Below are 18,494 nucleotides of genomic sequence, written 5' to 3' on the forward strand. Positions count from 1 at the left end.
TCGATGGCCTCTGTCACGCTCGAAAAGGTTCGCAAGGATTATGGAGCCGTGCGCGTCCTGCACGCGGTCGATCTCGAGATCGCCGATGGCGAGTTCGTCGTGCTGGTCGGACCGTCCGGCTGCGGCAAGTCCACGCTTTTGCGCATGATCGCCGGGCTGGAGGAGGCCTCCGGCGGCGAAATCCGCATCGGCGAGCGGCTGGTCAACGATGTCGCGCCGAAGGATCGCGACATCGCCATGGTGTTCCAGTCCTATGCGCTCTATCCGCATATGGACGTATCGAAGAACATGGGCTTCAGCCTGATGTTGCGAAAGGCCGAGAAGCCGGCGATCGATGCTCGCGTCGATGGTGCTGCCAAGCGGCTGGGGCTGGATACGTTCCTGCAACGCCTGCCCAGGCAATTGTCAGGTGGCCAGCGGCAGCGTGTCGCCATGGGCCGCGCCATCGTGCGCGATCCCAAGGTTTTTCTCTTCGACGAGCCGCTGTCGAACCTCGACGCTAAGCTGCGCGTCCACATGCGCGCCGAGATCAAGGCCCTGCACCAGCAATTGAAGACCACTTCGGTCTACGTCACCCACGACCAGATCGAGGCGATGACCATGGCCGACCGCATCGTCGTCATGCATGACGGGCTGATCCAGCAGGTCGGCGCGCCGCTCGATCTCTATGACCGGCCGGCCAACATGTTCGTCGCCGGCTTCATCGGCTCGCCGGGCATGAATTTCCTGCCGGCGGTGGTGGAGAAGGGCGGCAAGCTGGACGCCGTTCTGTCCGATGGCCAGAAGCTTCGGCTGCCGGACGGCCTGCCGCTCAGGGATGGCGATGTCATCACCATCGGCCTGCGGCCCGAGCATATAAGGCTGGCCGATGACGGTGCGCTGCAAGGCGAAGTGGGGGTGGTGGAGCCGCTCGGCCTGTCGACGCAGTTCTATGTCAAGCTGGCCGGCCAGCAGCTCTGCGTCTTTGCCATGGGTCGCGTCGGCGTGAAGCCCGGCGACATTGTGCGGCTGTCGGCCGATCCGGCGTCGCTGCATCTGTTTGACAGGGAAAGCGGCGATCGCATCGGCTGAATGAATTCAGCCGGGCTGAGCGCACCCAGCCGTAGCCTTCCGCCTTGCAAACAAAAACGCCGCCCATCGGGCGGCGTTTTTGCATTCCAGAGGGAAAACCCAGATTACTTGATCTTGGTTTCCTTGAATTCGACGTGCTTCTTGGCGACCGGGTCGTACTTGCGGAACGACAGCTTGTCGGTCTTGGTACGGCTGTTCTTGCTGGTGACGTAGAAGAAACCGGTGTCGGCGGTCGACAGAAGCTTGATCTTGATGTTTGCGGCTTTGGCCATGATCTCAGTCCGTTATGTTCGTGGAGTTTTGGCCGCTGGAGCACGGGGAAAACACCCGGACGCGGGAAACTTGGCGCGACACATAAAGAACGTGCCTGGAAAGTCAAGCCCGGCGGACCCGATGTGGCCCGCTCAAGCTGCCCGGTATGCATAAATCAGACGGTTTGCGCCTCTGATACCGCGACCTTCTTCCAGTCTCCGGTCGTGTTCCACCAGCGATTCGGATTGGCGCGGTCGTCCAGCCCCTTGGAGCGGCTGGCAAGGATCGGCTGGATGCGGATCACCGGCTCCTGATAGGAATGGGCCTGGAAAATCGCCTCGACGACGCGGGCCGCCAGCGCCTGGTCGTCGGGTAATTCGAAGGAAACCTCGACCGTGCCCGGGCGGCGGCGCAATTCGGTTTCGGCGCCGGCCGCTGCCCCTTCAAGGGGCCTGTAGCGCTCGATGCCGTGCGCCGACTGATAGGCATTGCGGTCATACTTGCCCATGGCAAGCGGTGCGATCGCCACAACCGCGTCCATGATGCGGTCGACGTCGGCAGCCGGAGCCTGGAAGCTGACGAGCAACAGGAGCGTCATTCGCAGCGAAGTGGTTTCAAAGCCGCTGTCGATCATCGGAGTGTCCTCGGTTCAGGTGTTTTAGGACACCCTTTTAACCGGTGGCTGCTGACACGGTTCTGTCAGCAGCCTGTCGCTGCGCGGTGCCGATAAGCGACGGGTTGGGTTCTACAGAAGGATCTTGCGAACGAGCCTGAAGCAGACCAGGGCGATGTAGGCGGCGAAGAAAAGGCCGAGCGACCAGCCGAAGCCGGAAGGCCCGAAACTGTCCATGCCGATGCCGATCGCTTGCGGCCCAAGCACCATCCCGACGCCATAGCACAGCACGAAAGCAGCATTGGCCGACGCCAGTTCGTGGCCGGAGAGCTGCGATCCGAGATGGGCAAGACCGATCGTGTACATGGCAGCAACGACACCGCCCCAGACGAAGAGAAGCGCTGCCATCAAATGCCAGTTCGCGGCAAAGAACGGCATGAATATCGTGCCGACGAGACCAACCGTGGCACAAGCGAGCAGCAGATAGCGCCGGTCCGAGACGCGGTCGCTGATCATGCCGATCGGGATCTGCAACAGCACATTGCCAAGGCCGATCATGGTCAGCAGCAACGCCGCGTCGGCCTCGGAATATCCGATGCGGTTGCCATAGACCGGGAACAGCGCGAAGCCGCCGGTCTCGACCGCGCCGAACACCAGCACGGCGAAAGTCGCGGTCGGCACCAGCCAGATGTAGCGCAGGAAGTGGCTGGTCTCGCTCTCCGCCACGATGGTAGGGCTTTCGTTGCGGGCGGCCAGAACCGGTATGGCGGCGAGCGTCACCAGGGCGATGATGACGCCAAACGGCCTGAAGCCGGAACTGCCGAGATGGGCGAACAGCCACGGCCCTGCGGCAAAGCCGAGCGACAGGACGGTGGCGTAGATGCCAAGCACAAGGCCGCGCCGGTGCGGCGGTGCTGATGTGCTGATCCAGAATTCCGACAGGATGAACAGCACCGTCAGCGCGATGTGCAGCACGACGCGCAGCGGAAACCACATCCAGAAATCAGGCGCGAAATGGAAACCGACGAAAGCCAGCGCGCCGGTAGCAATCATGGCGATCATCGTCCAGGCGACGCCGAAGCGCATGGCGAGCGGCGTGGCGAGCGGCGCCCCGGCGATCGAGGCCAGGCCGGCTACGGCCGTGTTGAGGCCGATCATCGAGGCCGAATGGCCGCGTGTTTCCAGGATGACGCTGAGCAGCGGCATGCCGAGGCCGATGGCAATGCCGACGACGCTGATCGACGAGATCGCCGCCACCATCGGCAGCCAGTGTACGCGTTCGTCGCCCTGTGGTTGGGTATCGACCGTCATGAGATGCTGAATACTCTGTCTGTTTGATCTTACGCAATTCCCAAGGGCAAGTGCTTCGCTCTTGTCCCGGGAAAACCGGGTCACACTTTTCCTGGAAGTGCTCTAGAGAAGTTCGCGGGTGAAGCGGTTGCGGACAAGCCGGTAGAAGGGGACGGGGCCACCCGGACGCAGCAGCGGATCGTGGGCGAGCCGCCTTTCCAACTCGTCCAGGATCATTCGGGTGATGTCGGGTATATCAGCCTGCTTGGCCTTGGCGAGCGGCAGCCAGACCAGTTCCTCCAGCTCGTTGGTCGGGCCGCCATCGGGCAATTCGATGGCGACGTCGCCACGCCAGGCGCTGAAGAAGCGGGTGTCGAATCGGCGCACCCGGTTCGGCGGCGTGATGGCGCGCGCGACGAAGCGCAACGCCTCCAGCGACGGTGCCACGCCATGTTCGACGAAACCCTGCCAGTCGCGCCTGGTCGACGCAAAGGCGCCCTTGCGGCCGATCAGCAGGCCGGCTTCCTCATAGGTTTCGCGGACCGCCGACAAAGCGATGGCACGGGCTCGGGCGTGGCTGGTGCGGCCGGGGCCGGCCGTCAGCTTGGCTTCTTCGTGCTGGTTAAGGGCGGTCGCCGTCGGGATGCGGCTGTCGGCAGGGTCTGTGCGGCCGCCCGGGAAAACGAATTTCCCTGGCATGAAGGCGTGCGCGGCGTGGCGGCGTCCCATCAGCACCAGGACGTCGTCGCCTTTGCGGTCGAGCAGGATGAGCGTCGCGGCATCACGCGGACGCAGGGGCCGGCCGTCATGCACGGCCAGGCCCTTGTCGATCTTGTCGACGTCCGCCTTGGTCATAGCTTCCATGCGCGGGACCTAGCGGAAACTTCTTGCATGCGAAAGTGGCCTTAACGATTGGCATGTTGCGCCAGCCAACACCTCAGGCCCCGGGATGCGGCTCGATCACATCCTTTTCGCCACCAAATCCGTGCATATAGAACGCCCATTGCAATCCGATGACGGCGCCTTTGACAGGCTGCAGCAACGCGATCGAGAGAAGGATGGTCAAGGGCACCCAGATGAGGATGTGTTGCCAGGTGGAGAGCGTCGAGGTCGCCTCGACACCCATGAAGGCGCCGAGCACGATGTGGCCGACGATGACGATGACGAGATAGGCGGGCAAATCGTCGGCGCGATGGTGATGAATCTCCTCGCCGCAGACGCTGCAGGTTTCGACGGTCTTGGTGAAGCCGCGGAAGAGCTTGCCTTCGCCGCAATTCGGGCAGCGGCCCAAGAGCCCTCGCTTCATCGCCGTCCACAATGGGCGGGCAATCCGGCCCGAGTGATGTTCGCCGCCAAAAACCTGTTGTTCCATCATCGTCTCCTGCCGCGCGACCCCGGTCGCGATTGCGACGCACGGGCGCGGCCCTTAGCCTTGTGAAACGACCTGCTGGAGCCTGGCAGGGGCTTTGGGTCGGTCAACATCTCGAAGCGCATCGCGCCGGCCATTGGCGCCACCTCGACGAGCCGGACCTCGACGCGGTCCGCCAGTTGGTAGCCTTTGCCCGAGCGTTCTCCGAACAGGGAGCGGGCCGTTTCGTCGTATATATAGTAATCGCCGCCCAGAGTTGACACCGGGATGAAACCATCGGCGCCATACTGCGGCAATTGGACAAAAAGTCCTGATTTGGTGACGCCGGAGATGCGGGCGTCGAAGCGGTCGTCGATGCGCTCCGCGAGGTAGGCGGAGATCAGCCGGTCGACCGTGTCGCGCTCGGCAGCCATTGCGCGCCGTTCCGTGCCGGAGATCAGCACCGCAACGTCTTCGAGGCGCGCCTCCTCGTCTTGCGTCAGTCCTCCGGGTCCAAGACCGAGTGCGGCAATAAGCCCACGATGGACGATCAGGTCGGCGTAGCGGCGGATCGGCGAGGTGAAATGCGCGTAGCGCCTGAGGTTGAGGCCGAAATGGCCGATGTTCTTGGGTGAATATTCGGCCTGGCTCTGCGAGCGCAGCACCACTTCGTTGACCAGCGCCTCATTGTCGGCGCCGCGTACGCGGTCCAGGATGCCGTTGAACTGGCTGGGCCGCATCTGGGCGCCGCGTGCCAGCGACAGGCTAAGCGTCTGCAGGAATTCGCGCAGCGATTCCTGCTTGGCCAGCGACGGCGCGTCGTGAATGCGGTAGACCAGCGCCTGCTTTTTGCCCTCCAGCGTTTCGGCCGCGGCGACATTGGCCTGGATCATGAACTCTTCGATCAGCTTGTGGGCGTCGAGCCGCTCCGGCACGATGACGCGGTCGACCGTGCCATCCGGTTTGAGCAGGATCTTGCGCTCCGGCAGGTCGAGTTCGAGCGGCTGGCGGCTGTCGCGGCCGCGCTTGAGGATCGCGTAGGCGTCCCACAACGGCCTCAGCACCGTGTCGAGGATCGGGCCGGTCTTGTCGTCCGGCACGCCGTCGATCGCCGCCTGGGCTTGGCTGTAGGCGAGCTTGGCCGCCGACTTCATCATGACGCGGTGAAAGGAATGCCTGATCTTGCGGCCATCGGCGGAGAAGGTCATGCGCACCGCTAGCGCCGGGCGATCCTGGCCCTCGCGCAGCGAGCAGAGATCGTTGGAGATGCGCTCGGGCAGCATCGGCACGACGCGATCCGGGAAATAAACCGAATTGCCACGCTTCAGGGCCTCGCGGTCGAGCGCCGTGCCGTAGCGGACATAGGCGGCGACATCGGCGATCGCGACGGTGGCGATAAAGCCGCCGAGATTTCTCTCGTCGAGGTCAGGGGTGGCGAAGACGGCGTCGTCATGGTCCTTGGCATCAGCCGGATCGATGGTCACCAGGGGCAGGTCGCGCCAGTCCTCGCGATGGGCAAGCGTCGCCGGCTTCACCGCCTCGGATTCGGCTATCACCTCGGCCGGGAAGATATGCGGAATGTCGTGCGCGTGGATGGCGATCATCGAGACCGCCTTTTCGCTCGTCAGCGAACCCAGCACGTTGAGCACCTTGGCTCTCGGCAGCCCATAACGCGAGGCTCGCGCGGGCTCGACCTCGACAAGGTCGCCGTTTTTGGCGCCGTTCTGGAATTCCTTGTCGACGATCAGCTCGGGCTGGCGCCGTTCCACCGGCTCGATGCGGAAGCTGCCGTCCTGAAGCACGCGAAAGACACCGAGGACGGCATCCGTGCGCTTCTCGAAGATCTTCATCACCCGGCCGGTATAGGCAGGCCCTGACGGATCGTCGGTCGGGAAGGTCTTGGCCAGCACACGGTCGCCGATGCCCGGCGCCGGTCCGTTCCCCCCGCGCGAAACACGGATCGAGACCACGGGAGGTTCGCCCGGGCCGACCGCCTCGGCCGGATGCGCCAGCAAGACCCCGTCGCCATCGCGGCCAAAGATGTCGAGCACTGCGACATGGGGCAGGGCGCCGACGCGGGCCAGCCGCTTGCGTTCCTTGGTCAGAACGCCTTCGTCCTGCAGGTCGCGCAGGAGATCCTTTAGCCAGATTCGGTCGTCGCCGCGCAGCGCGAACGCCTTCGCGATATCGCGCTTTCCGGCACGATCGGGGTTTTCGGCGATGTAGCGCAGGATTTCATCGCGCGAGGGCCGGTAATCGTCCTTGACCTTGGCCCTGGTGTCGGCGGTGCGCGGATCGCCATGGCTTCTTCCGGTGATCCTGCGCGCCACGCCGTCCTATCCTTTTTTCTTCGCGGCCGGCTTCTTGGCTGCTGCCTTCTTGGTCGTGGTTTTCTTGGCTGTGGGGGCCTTGGCCGCGGCCGCCTTGCGGAACGGCTTCTTGCCACCGCCGCCCTTGGCTTCCTTCTCGGCAATCAGCGCCAGCGCATCCTCGACGGTCACCGATTGCGGATCCTTGCCCTTGGGCAGCGTGGCGTTGACCTTGCCGAAATTGACATAAGGGCCGTATTTGCCGTCGCGCACGACGATCTTGCCGCCGCCGTCCGGATGGTCGCCAAGCTCCTTCAGGGCTGCCGGCGTGCCGCCGTTGCGGCCGCCCTTGCCCTTCGACTGCTTCTCGGCAATCACGGTGACCGCGCGGTTGAGGCCGATCGAGAACACGTCCTCGATGCTGTCGAGATTGGCGTAGGTGCCATCGTGCAGCACGAATGGGCCGTAGCGGCCAAGACCGGCCGAGATCATCTTGCCGCTTTCCGGATGCTGCCCCACGTCGCGCGGCAGCGCCAGCAAGGCGAGCGCCTTCTCGTGATCTATGGATTCAGGCGTCCAGCCCTTGGGCAGGCTCGATCGCTTGGCTTCCTTGCCGTCACCGCGCTGGATGTAGGGGCCGAAGCGGCCCGAGCGCAGCGTGATTTCCTCGGCCGTATAAGGATCCTTGCCAAGCAGCTTGGTGCCGTCCTCGCCACCGCCGTTCTCCCCATTGGGATTGGCGGCGTCGCCGAGCTGGCGGGTGAAGGAGCATTCGGGATAGTTCGAGCAGCCGACGAAAGCGCCGAACTTGCCGAGCTTCAGCGACAGATTGCCGGTGCCGCATTTGGGGCAGATACGCGGATTGGAGCCGTCCTCGCGGGCGGGGAAAACCAGCGGCGCCAATTCCTCGTTCAGCGCGTCGAGCACGTCGGTGACGCGCAGCTCCTTGATGTCGGCGACGGCTCCGGAAAAATCCTTCCAGAAGTCCCGCAGCACGTCCTTCCAGGCGAGCTTGCCGTCGGAAATCTCGTCGAGCTTTTCCTCCAGCGAGGCGGTGAAGTCGTACTCGACATAGCGCTCGAAGAAACTTTCGAGGAAGGCCGACAACAGGCGGCCCTTGGCCTGCGGCACCAGCCGGCGCTTGTCGATCGTGACATAGTCACGGTCCTCGAGCGTCTTCAGGATCGCCGTGTAGGTAGAGGGACGGCCGATGCCGAGTTCTTCCAGCTTCTTGATCAGCGACGCCTCGGAGTAGCGCGGCGGCGGCTCGGTGGTGTGCTGGGTGGCATTGATTGCGCGGCGGGCAAGCTGCTCGCCGGCCCGGATTTCGGGCAGACGGCGGTTTTCCTCGTCCTCCGCGTCGTCGTCCTTCTGGTCCGTGTAAGCGGCGATGAAGCCATCGAAGCGGACGACCGAACCGACGGCGCGAAGCTCGGCGGTGCGGGCGCCGTTCAGCGCCTCGATTTCGACGGTGGTGCGCTCGATCTCGGCCGACTGCATCTGGCTGGCGATGGCGCGCTTCCAGATGAGTTCATAGAGCCGTGCCTGGTCGGCATCGAGATATTGCCGGACCGACGCCGGGGTGCGCATGAAATCCGTCGGCCGGATCGCTTCGTGCGCTTCCTGGGCGTTCTTGGCCTTGGCGGTGTATTGGCGCGGCTTTTCCGGCAGGTATTTCGGGCCGAATTCCTTGGCGATGGCGTCGCGAGCGGCGTCGATCGCCTCGGGGGCCATCTGCACGCCGTCGGTTCGCATATAGGTGATGAGGCCGGCGGTCTCGCCGCCAATGTCCATGCCTTCATAGAGCCGCTGCGCCACCTGCATGGTACGCGTGGCCGAGAAGCCGAGCCCCGACGAGGCGGCCTGCTGCAGCGTCGAGGTGGTGAAGGGCGGGCCGGGGTTGCGCTTCGTCGGCTTGGCTTCGACGGACAGCGCCTTGAAGGTAGCCCCCTCGAGCATCGCCTTGATGTCGTCGGCCTGCGCCTTGTTGGCAATGTCGAGCTTTTGCAGCTTCTTGCGCTCGAATGCGGTCAGGCGGGCTTCGAAGGTCTCGTTGCGCGGTGTGCCGAGGATGGCAGCGATCTGCCAATATTCCTCGCGGATGAAGCGTTCGATTTCGGATTCGCGGTCGCAGACCAGGCGCAGCGCCACCGACTGGACGCGGCCGGCGGAGCGGGCGCCCGGCAATTTGCGCCACAGCACCGGCGACAGCGTGAAGCCGACGAGATAGTCCAGCGCCCGGCGGGCGAGATAGGCATCGACGAGAGGCGCATCGATCTGGCGCGGATTGGCCATCGCCTCCAGCACCGACGCCTTGGTGATGGCGTTGAAGACGACGCGGCTGACGGGCTTGTCCTTCAGCGCGCGCTTCTGCTTGAGCACCTCCAGCACATGCCAGGAGATAGCCTCGCCTTCGCGATCCGGGTCGGTGGCGAGGATCAGGCCGTCGGCATCCTTGACCGCATTGGCGATGTCGGTAAGGCGCTTGCCCGAGGCGGTGTCGACCGCCCAGGACATGGCGAAATCCTCATCCGGGCGCACCGAGCCATCCTTGGCCGGCAAATCGCGGACGTGGCCGAACGAGGCAAGAACCTTGTAGTTCCTGCCGAGGTATTTGTTGATTGTCTTCGCCTTGGCCGGCGATTCGACGACGACGACGTCCATGAGGTCTCATATCAGCTGTGATGCGGCAGAAGAATTCCGCTGCGCGCGACGAAATCTCGGTTCTGTTCGTCGCTCACATGGCCGCGCTTTTGCATCCGGTCAAGGGGAAGGGGGCAAATTGCAGGGGGTGTCGGCAGCAATACACTCTAAGAGTGTATGGAGAAATCACAGAATTTCGGTCAGGCTGGATGATCGTCACCAGTCTCGAAAGATGACCCGGTTCATTTTTCGGTGAGTCGAGGAAAGATCCGCCGGAATGCCGGACCGGGGCGCGCCATGGTTCACAAAAAAGCCAATCGCCGGATCGGGCAAGGATGCCGGCGACCAACCCATGTCCCCCAGCGGGCAGGATATGGCGTTGAGGGGTTCAGTCGGCTTTGGCGATGTGCCAGACGCCGGCGACGCCATCGCCGCTCACATCTCCGGCTTTCTTGTCCTTGATGAAGGTGTAGACCGGCTTGCCGTCATAGGCCCACATCTTGGTGCCGTCGGTGCGCTTGACGGTCGTCCATCCTTCGGAGGCCTTTGCGCCGGCTTCGGCCTTCAACGGTGGCCAGTTGGCGGCGCATTTGTCGTCGCAGTTCGACTTGCCCTTCTCATCCTTGTCGTAGGTATAAAGCGTCATGCCCTTGGCGTTGGTGTAGATCTTGGTGCCTCCGACATCGGCTTCCTTCCACGCATCGGCGGCGAGGGATGCGACGGTGCTGAGCAAAAGCGCGGCTAGCCCTACAGTTATGGTCTTCATGGAAATCTCCCTGGCTAATATGTGGAGGTGCGCGGGAAATCGCGGCCTCGTCGTGTCAACGCCTGCCGGTCGGGTTTTCTTCCCGAGAGGCTTGAGGACACTGGCAGCTGGCGGGCCTAGTTGCCCGTAACAATTCTCTCGGTTCGGTCGTACTTGGATGGGTGGCGCAGTTGAATTCGGAGCCAGTGCGATTGCCCGACAGCGACCGGTTGCCACACATTGGTGATTGGCGCACAGGTCAGCGCGTCGCTATATCGGCGCCGGAACAATCGGAGCTTTGGAATGGCATTGGACATCGGCTATGTCAGCGCGGTCGGGGCGGGGGCCATCTCGTTCCTGTCGCCATGCGTGCTGCCGCTGGTGCCGCCCTATCTCTGCTACATGGCCGGCATATCGGTCGACGATTTCCGCGGCAATGCGGGCGCGACCGCAAGCCAGGGCGCACGCGGCGCGCTGCTCTACTCCTCGATCGCCTTCGTGCTCGGCTTTTCGACCGTGTTCGTCGCGCTGGGCGCGGGCGCCTCGACCATCGGCCGGCTGCTGCGCGTCTGGCAGGAGCCGCTGGCGATGGGCGCCGGGGTGCTGATCATCCTGATGGGCCTGAATTTTCTGGGCATACTGCGCATCCCCTTGTTGTCGCGCGAGGCGCGCTTCCAGTCGCAGGGCAAGCCGGCCAGCGCCGTCGCCGCCTATGTCATGGGGCTTGCCTTCGCCTTCGGCTGGACGCCCTGCATCGGCCCGGTGCTGGGACCGATCCTGACCCTGGCCGGCGGCCGTGAAACCGTGGGCGAGGGCGCGCTGCTGCTCGCCGCCTATTCGCTCGGCCTCGGCATCCCGTTCCTGATCGCCGCGCTGTTCTCCGGCGCCTTCATGCGCTTCCTCGGCAAATTCCGCGTCCATCTCGGCCGCGTCGAAAAGGCGATCGGCGCGCTGCTGGTGGTCGCCGGCGTGTTTTTCCTCACCGGCGGCGTGCAGGCGGTATCCTACTGGCTGCTGGAGAATTTCCCGGTACTGGGGCGGCTGGGGTAAGCCTACTGATTAGAAGTCAGTTGCTCTTCCGTCTGCATCTCACCGGAATTTAACCGCATTGGTGCAGCATCGCGCCACTGCTAGCATGATTTGATTCCCAACCCTTTTCATATGGTTGCATTCATGAGCCAGAGAACCTGCCTGTCCGTCATCCTCGCCGCCGGCGAAGGCACGCGCATGAAGAGCGCGCTGCCGAAGGTGCTGCACCAGATCGCGGGGTTGCCGATGGTAGCTCATGTGGTGAAGGCGGCCGAGGCCGCTGGCGCCAGCGGCCAGGCGCTGGTCATCGGGCATGGCGCGGATGAGATGCGTAAGGCGGCGGCGAAATTTGCACCGAAGGCGGAGACCTTCGTTCAGGACAAACGACTTGGCACGGCGCATGCCGTCCTCGCCGCTCGCGAAGCGATATCAAAGGGTTATGACGATGTCCTCGTCATGTTCGGTGATACGCCGCTGATCGATGCGGATGCCCTGACGGTGGCGCGACTGAAACTGGCTGAAGGTGCCGCTGTCGTGGTCATCGGTTTCCGACCGCCCAGCCCGACCGGCTATGGCCGGCTGATCGAAAAGGGAGGCAAGCTGATAGCGATCCGCGAGGAAAAGGATTGCTCCGAAGAAGAGAAGAAGATCGGCTTCTGCAATGCCGGCATGATGGCGGTGGCCGGCGCGCACGCGCTCAAACTGCTCGACGCCGTCGGGAACAAGAATGCCAAGGGCGAGTATTATCTCACCGATATCGTCGAGATCGCCAGTGCACAGGGCCTTGATGTCGTTGCCACCGAAGCCAGCTTCGAAAGTGCGCTGGGCATCAACAACCGCGCCGAACTGGCGCAAGCCGAAGCCATCTGGCAGGCGCGTCGGCGCCATGAGGCGATGCTGTCGGGCGTGACGCTGATTGCTCCGGAAACCGTCTATTTCTCGCACGATACCGAAATTGGCGCCGACACGATCGTCGAACCCAATGTCTGGTTTGGACCGGGTGTCAGGGTTGCCTCGGGCGCCAAGATCCATGCCTTCAGCCATATCGAGGGCGCCACCATTGCTTCCAATTGCGATGTCGGGCCATTCGCACGGCTGCGGCCGGGCGCCGATCTCAAGCAGAAGTCCAAGGTCGGCAATTTTTGCGAGGTCAAGCAGGCCGTTATCGAGGAGGGCGCCAAGGTCAACCATTTGACCTATATCGGCGATGCCCGCGTCGGCGCCGGGGCCAATATCGGCGCCGGCACCATCACCTGCAACTATGACGGCTATTCGAAATTCTTCACCGACATCGGCGAGGGCGCCTTCATCGGCTCGAATTCCTCACTGGTGGCGCCGGTCACCATCGGCAAGGGCGGCTATATCGCCTCGGGCAGCGTCATCACAGAGAGCGTGCCCGACGATGCGCTGGCCTTCGGCCGCGCCCGCCAGAAGACGATTCCCGGCAAGGCCAAGGAATTGCGCGAACGGTTTGCTTCCGCAGCGGCGGCGAAGAAAAAGGCGGCTGGCGCCGACCATTAGCGATTGGTCGACGGGGCTGCTTTCTCGCCGAAGCAATCGAAAAACCGAGCGATTGCAGTAACCGGATTGCAAGGGCGGGCTGTCATGGTGCATGCCTGCAGAAGCGTCCGTTACACGGGACGAAATGCAATGTGACTTTCGCGGCAGGCCGGCCACCCCTAAATAGCGCTGGTTTTCCATGGGCAATCGGGGACTGTCTGCATGTGCGGTATCGTTGGAATCGTCGGCCACTCCCAGGTTGCGCCGCTTATCGTCGATGCGCTGAAGCGGCTCGAATATCGCGGCTATGACTCGGCAGGCGTCGCCACCATCGAAAAGGGCGTGCTCGGCCGCCGCCGCGCCGAAGGCAAGCTGGTCAACCTCGAACGCCGGCTCAAGGACGAGCCGCTCGACGGCACGATCGGTATCGGCCACACGCGCTGGGCGACCCACGGCGTGCCCAACGAGACCAACGCGCACCCGCATTTTTCCGACGGCGTCGCCATCGTCCACAACGGCATCATCGAGAATTTTGCCGAATTGCGCGACGAGCTGATCCGCGACGGCTATTCCTTCTCGTCGCAGACCGACACGGAGGTCGTTGCCCATCTGGTGGCGCGGGAGCTCGCCAAGGGGCTGAAGCCGGTCGAGGCCGCGCACAAGGCGCTGAAGCGGCTGGAAGGCGCTTTTGCGTTGGCCATCATGTTCAAGGGCGACGAGGACCTGATCGTCGGCGCCCGCAACGGCCCGCCACTGGCGGTCGGCCATGGCGATGGCGAGATGTTCTTGGGGTCCGACGCCATCGCGCTCGCTCCGTTCACCAACTCGATCACCTATCTCGAAGACGGCGACTGGGCGGTGGTGCGCCGCGACAGCGTCGCCATCTTCGACATCGACGGCAGACAAGTCGACCGCAGGCGCCAGCAGTCGCTGTCGACCAGCTTCATGGTCGACAAGGGCAATCGCCGCCATTTCATGGAGAAGGAAATCCATGAGCAGCCCGAGGTGATCTCGCACACGCTGGCGCATTATGTCGATTTTGTCTCCGGCGTGTCCAAGCCGCTCGACCTGCCATTCGATTTCGCCAAGATCGGCCGCTTGGCCATCTCCGCCTGTGGCACTGCCTATCTCGCCGGCCTTATCGGTAAATACTGGTTCGAGCGCTATGCGAGACTCCCGGTCGATATCGATGTCGCATCGGAATTCCGTTACCGCGAGATGCCGCTGTCGGCGAACGATGCGGCCTTCTTCATCTCGCAGTCCGGTGAGACCGCCGATACGCTGGCCTCGCTGCGCTATTGCCGCAAGGCCGGCATGAAGATCGGCGCCGTCGTCAACGTGCGGGAATCGACCATGGCGCGCGAATCCGACGTGGTGCTGCCGACGCTCGCGGGGCCGGAGATCGGCGTCGCTTCGACCAAGGCTTTCACCTGTCAATTGTCGGTGCTCGCGTCGCTTGCCGTACGCGCCGGCGTGGCGCGCGGGGCGATCTCGACGGAGCAAGAGAAGACGCTGGTGCGAGCGCTTTCGGAAGCACCGCGCTATGCCAACCAGGTGCTGAAGCTCGAAGAGCAGATCGAACGGATCGCGCGCGAGCTGTCGCGCTACAAGGACGTGCTCTATCTCGGGCGCGACACCAATTTCCCGCTGGCCATGGAAGGCGCGCTGAAGCTCAAGGAAATCTCCTACATCCATGCCGAAGGCTATGCGGCGGGCGAGCTGAAGCACGGGCCTATCGCGCTGATCGACGAGAACATGCCGGTGATCGTGATTGCGCCACATGACCGCATCTTCGAAAAGACCGTGTCCAACATGCAGGAAGTGGCGGCGCGCGGCGGCAAGATCATCCTGATCACGGACAGCAAGGGCGCGGCACAGGTGAGCGTCAAGACGATGGAGACGATCGTGCTGCCGGATGTGCCGGAAATCATCTCGCCGATCATCTATGCGCTGCCGATCCAGATGCTCGCCTATTTCGCCGCCGTGTTCATGGGCACCGACGTCGATCAGCCGCGCAATCTGGCGAAATCGGTGACGGTGGAATAGCTATCGGCAACTCTCAATGCGCCGCCGGTGAATTTTGTATCGATCGATGATACATTGCTTGCGCGCCGTTCTGTATCAATATATGATACAACCGCGAGGGCGCTTGGTTGATCGTTTCGTTCAAAGGCAAGGCGGTCGAAGCGGTTGCCGAAGGGAAGGCGCCAAAAGGCTTTCCGCCGGATTTGGTTGCTCGTGGCGAACGTCGTCTTCGCGCGATCGCCAACGCTGCCCAACTGAGCGACCTTCGATCGCCACCCGGAAATCATCTGGAAGCCCTGAAAGGGAGTCGCGTTGGGCAACATTCAATTCGCATCAACGACCAGTGGCGCATCTGCTTCAGATGGACTGTTGCCGGCGCTGAAGACGTGGAGATCGTCGATTACCATTGAGCGGGCACTTGCCCTGAACTTTGAGGAGTCCTGAACTATGCTCAAGTTCGCACGTCCAGTTCATCCTGGAGAATTCCTGCGCGAAGAATATCTCGTGCCGCTCGGTATGAGTGCGGGCGCGCTGGCGAAAAAGCTCAATCTTCCGCGCACCCGTATTGAACGCATTGCCAAAGAGGAGATCGGCTTAACTCCCGACACGGCCCTTCGCCTCGCCAGGTTTTTCAACACCACGCCTGAATTTTGGATGAATTTTCAGCAGGCTTACGAACTTGAGACCGAGGCGAAAAAGCTGGCGCCTGAACTTGAGAAGATCGCGCCGCTGGAAGCAGCCGCATAAAAGGACCTTTAAAAACTTCGCAGTTCCAAACCGTCTTCCGGTTCACTAATGTTGCGCCGCAACCCGCGCGCCCGGTGAACCATGTCCGATGCTCCGAAGACCTCCGGCATGACCCGGTTGAGGAACTATTTCCTCACGGGCTTCGTCGTCTGCGCCCCACTGGCGATCACCGCCTATATCGCATGGTCGTTCATCGGCTGGGTCGATTCCTGGGTCAAACCCTATATCCCGGCGCGTTACAGCCCCGATACCTACCTGCCGTTCCCGGTTCCGGGGTTCGGGCTGATCGTCGCGCTGATCCTGATAACGCTGATCGGTTTTCTCGCCGCCAACATTGTCGGCCGCGCCATCGTCGGATTTGGCGAGCGCCTGCTTGGCCGCATGCCGCTGGTGCGCGGCATCTATGGCTCGCTGAAGCAGATTTTCGAGACCGTGCTGTCGAACAAGGGCGACATGTTCCGTCAGGTTGGGCTGGTCGAATATCCACGCAAGGGTGTGTGGTCGCTGGTGTTTGTCGCCAGCGAGAAGGAAACCGAGATCAATCAGAAGCTCGACCAGGAAGGCGATCCGCTGATCGCCGTGTTCATGCCGTGCACGCCGAACCCGACGACCGGTTTCCTGATGTATGTGCCCAAATCCGACATCGTGCCGCTCGACATGACGATCGAGGACGGCGCCAAGCTGATCGTGTCGGCCGGGTTGGTGGCCCCTGAGGTAAAGACGAAATTGGTGACGCTGAACGGTAAGCCGATCAACGGAACCCTGGCCAATCCGCCGCTAAGCCCTCATCCGGCGCGCAGGAGCCGCACGGCCTCGTCGCGGCCAAACAAGTAGAGCAGGAGCCGCAGCGCCTCGCCGCGATCCGATTGCAGTTCGGGGTCGCGCGACAGGATCAGCCTGGCATCGTCTCGCGCGGCTTCGAGAAGGTCGGCATGCGCCTCGATCCGCGCCACCTGGAAACCCGGCGTGCCGGACTGGCGCGTGCCGAGCAATTCGCCTTCGCCGCGCAATTTCAGGTCCTCCTCGGCGATCAGGAAGCCGTCCTCCGTCTCACGCATCACCGACAGCCGGCGTTTGGCGGTTTCGCTGAGCGGGTCCTTGTAGAGCAGCACGCAGGATGACTTGATATCGCCGCGCCCGACCCGGCCGCGCAGCTGGTGCAATTGGGCGAGACCGAATCGCTCGGCATGCTCAATGACCATGATCGTGGCGTCAGGCACGTCGACGCCGACCTCGATGACAGTGGTGGCGATCAGGAGGCGCGTCTCGCCCTGCTTGAAGGCGCGCATCGCCTCGTCCTTCTCGGCACCCTTCATGCGGCCATGGACAAGGCCGATGCGGTCGCCGAACAGCGGCTTCAGCGAGGCGAAACGATCCTCGGCCGACATCAGTTTTATCTCTTCGGACTCCTCGACCAGGGGACAGATCCAATAGATTTTCTGGCCATCCGCGACGGCATCGAGCATGCGGCCGACCAGTTCGTCGAGCCGTTCGAGCGGCAGCGTGACGGTGCGGATCGGCTGGCGGCCGGCTGGTTTTTCCGTCAGCTTCGACACATCCATGTCGCCGAAAGCGGTCAGCACCAGCGTGCGCGGGATGGGGGTCGCGGTCATCACCAGCATGTCTGGCGCGTCGCCCTTGGCGGTGATGGCAAGCCGCTGGTGGACGCCGAAGCGATGCTGCTCGTCGATGACGGCCAGGACCAGATCGTGGAAGCTGACCGTTTCCTGAAACAGCGCATGGGTGCCGACGACGATGTCGATTTCGCCGCTGGCGAGACCCGCCAGTGTTTCGACTCGCTCGCGGCCCTTTTCGCGGCCGGTCAGGATGGCGATGCGCAATCCGACCTTGGCGGCAAGCGGAGTGATCGTCGCCAGATGCTGGCGCGCCAGGATTTCGGTCGGCGCCATCAGCGCTCCCTGGCCGCCGGCCTCGACGGCGCGTGCCATGGCCAGGAGCGCCACGACCGTCTTGCCCGAGCCGACATCGCCTTGCAGCAGCCGCAGCATGCGCTCGGGGTCGGCGAGATCGGCGTTGATTTCGGCGAGCGCGAATTCCTGCGAGGGGGTAAGCGAATAGGGCAGGGCCGCACGCAGCTTCTCGACGATGCGGCCATCGCCGACGAGCGGTCGGCCTGACAGGCGTCGCACCTTTGCCCGCACCAGGGCCAGCGAAACCTGGCCGGCGAGCAATTCATCATAGGCGAGGCGGCGCCATGCAGCCCCTTCGACCGCGACATCGATCGGGTCGGCGGGATAATGGATGCGGGTCAGCGCGTCGCCGAAGGACGCGAAGCCCTGGCGGCGCATGAAGGCATCGTCCTGCCATTCCGGCAGGTCCGGCAGGCGGCCGAGCGCCTGGCCGATGGCACGGCGCAAAACCTTGCCCGACAGCCCCGCGGTCAGCGGATAGACCGGCTCGACCAGCGGCAGGTTCTCGGCTTCATTGGCGAGTGCGATATGGTCGGGGTGGACCATGGTCGGGCGTCCGTTGAACCATTCCATGCGGCCTGACACCACGACATTCTCGCCCACCGGCATTGCCTTTTCGAGATAGGCGGCATGGGCATGGAAGAACGTCAGACCGATTTCGCCGGTATCATCATGGGCGTAGACCCGGTAGGGCACCGATTTGTTGCCGCGCGGCGGCGGCTGGTGGCGGTCTATGCGCAGCTCGAGCGTCACGATGGCGCCTTCGGCCGCGAGTGCGATGCCCGGCCGGTTGCGGCGGTCGATGACGGTGTGCGGCAGCACGAACAAGAGATCGCCGGCACGCGCTGCGCGATCGCCGAGGTCGGCCGCCACGACCTTCTCGATCAACGCACCGACCTTCGGTCCGATGCCGGCAAGCGAAGTGATCGGGACAAACAGGGGATCGAGGATGGAAGGACGCATGATGTCAGCTTATGTCGCGACGGCCGCA

The 18,494-nt window shown here is 63.4% G+C and carries 16 protein-coding genes; 7 read left to right on the forward strand and 9 right to left on the reverse strand.

The window, feature by feature from the left end; all coding sequences use genetic code 11:
* Positions 1-3: 3 nt before the first annotated feature.
* On the forward strand, positions 4-1,071 hold the full coding sequence (ugpC, locus tag EN851_RS03955; protein WP_135928625.1) for a sn-glycerol-3-phosphate ABC transporter ATP-binding protein UgpC: 1,068 nt from the start codon (positions 4-6) through the stop codon (positions 1,069-1,071).
* Between the two features lie 104 nt (positions 1,072-1,175).
* On the opposite strand, the gene rpmG is transcribed toward ugpC, so the two are convergent.
* The 8 genes from rpmG to EN851_RS03995 form a co-directional block, all read right to left on the reverse strand.
* A complete protein-coding gene (gene rpmG / locus EN851_RS03960) occupies positions 1,176-1,343 on the reverse strand; it encodes a 50S ribosomal protein L33 (protein ID WP_006201775.1) in 168 nt (55 codons plus the stop codon).
* A 155-nt stretch (positions 1,344-1,498) separates the two neighbouring features.
* Positions 1,499-1,957: a hypothetical protein gene (locus EN851_RS03965; protein WP_135928626.1), complete on the reverse strand. Its 459-nt coding sequence runs from the start codon at positions 1,955-1,957 to the stop codon at positions 1,499-1,501.
* Between the two features lie 111 nt (positions 1,958-2,068).
* Positions 2,069-3,247, reverse strand: coding sequence for an MFS transporter (locus EN851_RS03970; RefSeq protein ID WP_135928627.1), 1,179 nt, complete (start codon positions 3,245-3,247; stop codon positions 2,069-2,071).
* 102 nt (positions 3,248-3,349) lie between these two features.
* Positions 3,350-4,090, reverse strand: coding sequence for an NUDIX hydrolase (locus EN851_RS03975; protein ID WP_127280874.1), 741 nt, complete (start codon positions 4,088-4,090; stop codon positions 3,350-3,352).
* Between the two features lie 73 nt (positions 4,091-4,163).
* On the reverse strand, positions 4,164-4,598 hold the full coding sequence (locus EN851_RS03980; RefSeq protein ID WP_135864396.1) for a DUF983 domain-containing protein: 435 nt from the start codon (positions 4,596-4,598) through the stop codon (positions 4,164-4,166).
* Positions 4,598-6,904 (reverse strand): ribonuclease R, encoded by a 2,307-nt coding sequence (gene rnr, locus EN851_RS03985; protein ID WP_135864399.1) that lies wholly within the window; start codon positions 6,902-6,904, stop codon positions 4,598-4,600. Before rnr ends, EN851_RS03980 begins: the two co-directional genes overlap by 1 nt.
* Before the next feature lie 6 nt (positions 6,905-6,910).
* Positions 6,911-9,547: a type I DNA topoisomerase gene (gene topA / locus EN851_RS03990; protein ID WP_135915810.1), complete on the reverse strand. Its 2,637-nt coding sequence runs from the start codon at positions 9,545-9,547 to the stop codon at positions 6,911-6,913.
* A gap of 367 nt (positions 9,548-9,914) precedes the next feature.
* Positions 9,915-10,292: a hypothetical protein gene (locus EN851_RS03995; RefSeq protein WP_135921503.1), complete on the reverse strand. Its 378-nt coding sequence runs from the start codon at positions 10,290-10,292 to the stop codon at positions 9,915-9,917.
* A gap of 282 nt (positions 10,293-10,574) precedes the next feature.
* Between EN851_RS03995 and EN851_RS04000 the strand changes: the two genes are divergently transcribed.
* The 6 genes from EN851_RS04000 (at position 10,575) to EN851_RS04025 (ending at position 16,406) form a co-directional block, all read left to right on the forward strand.
* Positions 10,575-11,321, forward strand: coding sequence for a cytochrome c biogenesis CcdA family protein (locus tag EN851_RS04000; RefSeq protein WP_135928628.1), 747 nt, complete (start codon positions 10,575-10,577; stop codon positions 11,319-11,321).
* A 123-nt stretch (positions 11,322-11,444) separates the two neighbouring features.
* Entirely contained in the window at positions 11,445-12,821 is a 1,377-nt protein-coding gene (gene glmU / locus EN851_RS04005; protein ID WP_135864406.1) for a bifunctional UDP-N-acetylglucosamine diphosphorylase/glucosamine-1-phosphate N-acetyltransferase GlmU, read from the forward strand.
* Between the two features lie 201 nt (positions 12,822-13,022).
* On the forward strand, positions 13,023-14,846 hold the full coding sequence (gene glmS / locus EN851_RS04010; RefSeq protein ID WP_135928629.1) for a glutamine--fructose-6-phosphate transaminase (isomerizing): 1,824 nt from the start codon (positions 13,023-13,025) through the stop codon (positions 14,844-14,846).
* 107 nt (positions 14,847-14,953) lie between these two features.
* Positions 14,954-15,235 carry a type II toxin-antitoxin system RelE/ParE family toxin gene (locus EN851_RS04015; protein ID WP_135928630.1) on the forward strand — a complete coding sequence of 94 codons (282 nt, stop codon included), beginning with the start codon at positions 14,954-14,956 and terminating at the stop codon, positions 15,233-15,235.
* A gap of 37 nt (positions 15,236-15,272) precedes the next feature.
* Entirely contained in the window at positions 15,273-15,572 is a 300-nt protein-coding gene (locus EN851_RS04020) for a HigA family addiction module antitoxin (protein WP_135915815.1), read from the forward strand.
* A gap of 81 nt (positions 15,573-15,653) precedes the next feature.
* Positions 15,654-16,406 carry a DUF502 domain-containing protein gene (locus EN851_RS04025; RefSeq protein ID WP_135928631.1) on the forward strand — a complete coding sequence of 251 codons (753 nt, stop codon included), beginning with the start codon at positions 15,654-15,656 and terminating at the stop codon, positions 16,404-16,406.
* Here the strand turns inward: EN851_RS04025 and recG are convergent.
* Entirely contained in the window at positions 16,358-18,466 is a 2,109-nt protein-coding gene (recG, locus tag EN851_RS04030) for an ATP-dependent DNA helicase RecG (RefSeq protein ID WP_135928632.1), read from the reverse strand. The two genes, EN851_RS04025 and recG, sit on opposite strands and share 49 nt — an antisense overlap.
* Positions 18,467-18,494: the final 28 nt, after the last annotated feature.

Source organism: Mesorhizobium sp. M8A.F.Ca.ET.208.01.1.1, assembly GCF_004791315.1.
Taxonomy (GTDB): domain Bacteria; phylum Pseudomonadota; class Alphaproteobacteria; order Rhizobiales; family Rhizobiaceae; genus Mesorhizobium.